The organism is Luteibacter sp. P4_E6, from assembly GCF_056401535.1.
This window is the reverse complement of the sequence record NZ_JBFUJE010000586.1, coordinates 1-2303: the sequence shown is the minus strand read 5'-3', so window position 1 is coordinate 2303 and position 2303 is coordinate 1. Positions and strand designations below refer to the sequence as shown.

Annotated in this window: 3 protein-coding genes; all 3 read right to left on the bottom strand. The window is 62.3% G+C overall.

Going from position 1 to position 2303, the window contains the following annotated elements; genetic code table 11:
- A partial coding sequence (locus AC1DT2_RS21110; RefSeq protein ID WP_477298521.1) for a PglD-related sugar-binding protein occupies positions 1 to 309 on the bottom strand: 309 nt, incomplete at its 3' end.
- 3 nt (positions 310 to 312) lie between these two features.
- Complete coding sequence (locus tag AC1DT2_RS21105) at positions 313 to 1482, bottom strand: DegT/DnrJ/EryC1/StrS family aminotransferase (protein WP_477298520.1); 1170 nt, start codon at positions 1480 to 1482, stop codon at positions 313 to 315.
- A 47-nt stretch (positions 1483 to 1529) separates the two neighbouring features.
- Positions 1530 to 2303 (bottom strand): glycosyltransferase (locus tag AC1DT2_RS21100; RefSeq protein ID WP_477298519.1); only part of this gene is annotated, 774 nt, incomplete at its 5' end.

Sequence of the window (2303 nt, the reverse complement as noted above, 5' to 3'; positions counted from 1 at the left end):
TACTGAGGGATCGTGCAGCGTGCCCGCGATCATACCCCGCTCGATGCACATGGCAGCGACGCGCTCGCGTAGCAAGGGGTCGCCCACCGCGGCGACGAACGGCCAGCCATCGCAGGCCCCGGACTCGAGCGTGTGCACGGCGATACCGCTGAGAGTGTTGCAGCGGTGATAAGCTGCCTCGACCACGAAGGCGATGTTCGCCCGGGACGTCCCCATGCGCTCCGCAATCAGAGCAGCTTCGCGCGCATGGCCGCCTGCTCCGAAGATGGCGAGTCTCTCTGGCGTTCCTACTGAAGAGTGCGATGCCATCGCTCAGTTTACGCCGTGCGAGCAGGCATGCTCGATGACATCGCAAATCGCATGAATGTCTTCCCGGCCCAGCGACGGCCCGCTCGGCAACACGACATTCTGTGCGGCGATGCGCTCCGTGGCCGGCAACGGGACACGAAGGGGAATGCCCGCGTAAGGTTTCATCTGGTGGCAGCCTGGCCAGAAGTACTTGCGGGCAAGGATGTTCTCGGCGTGTAGAACGTCGATCAGGACGTCACGGGTAACCTTCGCGGGTTGATCGATCGAAGCGACGATGTAGTGAAAGTTGTTTTCTTCAGCCTCGTCGTACTCAATCATGGTTACGCCTGGCACAACCGACAGCCTTTCGCGATAGATATCGTAGCGCTCGTGGTTGGCTGTAACAAAGCTATCAAGCGCGTCGAGGTTGGTAAGGCCCATGGCTGCGCTGGCCTCGATCATCTTGCCGTTCGTGCCCGGGTGGATGACGTTGTCGTAGCCTGCGAAGCCGAAATTTCGCATCAATCGCATCCGTTCGGCGAGCGCGTCGTCGTTGGTGACGACGGCGCCACCTTCAAGCGTGTTGAAGACCTTCGTCGCGTGGAAGCTGAGGACTTCGCAGGCACCGAAACCGCCGATGCGCTTTGCGTTGTGGGTGCAACGGTAGCCGTGGGCGGCATCGAACATCAGCTTCAGCCCGAACTCGTCCGCCAGAGCGGTGAGAGGCTCGATGGCAGCCGGGCGACCCCATGTGTGCACCGCCATGATGCCTGTGGTGTGAGGCGTGATGGCGGCGCGTACGGATTCAGGTGAAAGGTTATGGGTATGCGGGTCGACATCGGCGAACACAGGCGTGAGCCCCTGCCAAGCAAGCGCATGCGCGGTGGCGATGAACGTCCAAGACGGAACGATGACTTCGCCGGTGAGCCCTAGCGCACGGATAGCGATCTCGAGCGCCACCGTGCCGTTGCAGATAGCGACGCAATGGCGAACGCCGAGATCCTCGGCGACGCGCCGTTCGAACTCCTGGACGAGCGGACCATTGTTGGTCAGCCAGTTGCGGTCGAACATGGCTTCGATGTGTGCAAGGAATGTGCTGCGGTCGCCCGTATTCGGGCGGCCAACATGAACCGGCTCGCGAAACCGCGGCGGTGCACCCAAGATGGCCAAGGGGAAGGACGTGTCTGTAATCATGAGGTCACCAGCAATTCGCTGCAGTGTGACGTGACCCGGACCGCCATTCAATGGCGGCCCGGTGTGGCTCGTGCAAGCAGCTGGCGGTAGATGTCCGCATAGCGGGCGCCTGCATCGTCCCATGTGCCAAAGGCTGCCAGGGCGTTCTCCCTTGCCTGGAGTCCCACCGACCTGTTCAAGTCGGCATCCTCCAGTGCCGCGACGGCGCTGGCGTAGCCGGCCTGATCCGAGCAAAGGAAGCCGTCGGACCCCTGCTGGATGATGGAGGCGTGGGCGGGCATGTCAGACGCGATGATAGGCAGGGCGGCTGCCTTCGCCTCCAGCATGGTTTGTGGGCGGCCCTCCGAGTGCACACTCAGGGTGATCAACCCCTGCGCCCGAGGAAACCACTGGCTTGAGAGCTCTTCCGGCGTAGCGGGCCCATGCCAGCGGACCCACTCGGGAATCGTGACCTGCTCTTGCATCGGACCGAGCAGGTGAAGCGTACGAGTGTGGTCGCGGAATAGTGGTTCGGACCATTCGAAGAGCGGGCCCAGCTTATTCGTAGTCAGGCGAGTGACGGCAATCCATTCGGGCGGCTCGGTGATGTTTCGCTGGATTTCGTACCACGTGGCGTCGATGCCGAAGGAGACCGGAACCACTTGGGCAAGGTCGCCGAAGGCGCGTTGAAGTACGGGGACCATCCACTCTGCGTTGGGACACAAGGCTACCGGCCGGTTGCGGAATGTACGGCGCAATAAAGACCGCATGCCTGGGAGGCGCAGCAGATTCAGGTCGTTTCCCAGCACCGATACGACGACTGGCTTTCCGTCGGACGGAAG

What these genes read in the sequence shown, in the direction of transcription:
- AC1DT2_RS21105 (WP_477298520.1), bottom strand. Translation starts at nt 1,482, where the DNA reads ATGATTACAGACACGTCCTTCCCCTTGGCCATCTTGGGTGCACCGCCG.